This is a genomic window from Geobacillus proteiniphilus, assembly GCF_001908025.1.
Lineage (GTDB): Bacteria > Bacillota > Bacilli > Bacillales > Anoxybacillaceae > Geobacillus > Geobacillus proteiniphilus.
This window is the reverse complement of the sequence record NZ_MQMG01000123.1, coordinates 1-1,193: the sequence shown is the minus strand read 5'-3', so window position 1 is coordinate 1,193 and position 1,193 is coordinate 1. Positions and strand designations below refer to the sequence as shown.

1 protein-coding gene and 1 rRNA gene are annotated in these 1,193 nt (G+C 56.1%); both read left to right on the top strand.

The genetic code is table 11. The annotated features are described in order from the left end of the window. A partial coding sequence (locus tag BRO54_RS20160; RefSeq protein ID WP_204378361.1) for a hypothetical protein occupies positions 1–339 on the top strand: 339 nt, incomplete at its 5' end. Positions 340–489: 150 nt separating this feature from the next. Next, a 23S ribosomal RNA gene (locus BRO54_RS18805) occupies positions 490–1,193 on the top strand; the annotation flags it as partial.

The window sequence follows — 1,193 nt, the reverse complement described above, 5'->3', positions numbered from 1 at the left end:
GAAAAGCGGAAGCGCCGCGATTGGCTCTCGAAGCCAAATGTTCTTCACCCGCAGGGGTGCTTGCACCCCGAGGGGGAAGGTTATTTGGCAGAAGAGAGCCAGGCGCTGGAGCTAGACATTAGTCGTGATTCGGTGCACAACCGCGCTTCTGTTTCGTTCAGTTTTGAAGGAATGAGGATTCCTTCAAGTGTTTTGCGCCTTCGTCTTCCAGCAGGTTCAAGGAAGATGGATTCCTCGGCGCAAAGCTGCAAAGAAGCAGACTCAAGGCAGTCGCTTCGTTCAGTTTTGAGGGAACGAGTCATGTTCTCTCAAGAACCAACTTCGTTCCTTGAAAACTAGATAACCGGAAAAGCGGAGGCGAGCGTTTCGCCGCGATGGGCAAATGTTCTTCGCCTAGAGGGATGTTTACATCCCGAAGGCGAAGGTTATTTGACCCCGAGCGGCGGCGAGCCGAAGCTAGACAGTAAGGAAGAAGCCGAGAGCGCAATAGGTTAAGCTGGAAAGGGCGCACGGTGGATGCCTTGGCACTAGGAGCCGATGAAGGACGGGGCAAACGCCGAAACGCTTCGGGGAGCTGTAAGCAAGCGTTGATCCGGAGATGTCCGAATGGGGGAACCCACTGTCCGTAATGGGGCAGTATCCATGCCTGAATCCATAGGGCATGGAAGGCACACCCGGGGAACTGAAACATCTTAGTACCCGGAGGAGAAGAAAGCAACCGCGATTCCCTGAGTAGCGGCGAGCGAAACGGGAACAGCCCAAACCAAGAGGCATGTCCTCTTGGGGTTGTAGGACCGCTCACGATGGGAGTGAGAAAGGGACGGGGTAGACGAACCGGTCTGGAACGGCCGGCCAGAGAAGGTGAGAGCCCTGTAGTCGAAACTTCGTTCCCTCCCGAGCGGATCCTGAGTACGGCGGGACACGAGGAATCCCGTCGGAAGCAGGGAGGACCATCTCCCAAGGCTAAATACTCCCTAGTGACCGATAGTGCACCAGTACCGTGAGGGAAAGGTGAAAAGCACCCCGGGAGGGGAGTGAAAGAGAACCTGAAACCGTGTGCCTACAAGTAGTCAGAGCCCGTTGATGGGTGATGGCGTGCCTTTTGTAGAATGAACCGGCGAGTGACGATGGCGTGCGAGGTTAAGCCGAAGAGGCGGAGCCGCAGCGAAAGCGAGTCTGAACAGGGCGTGTGA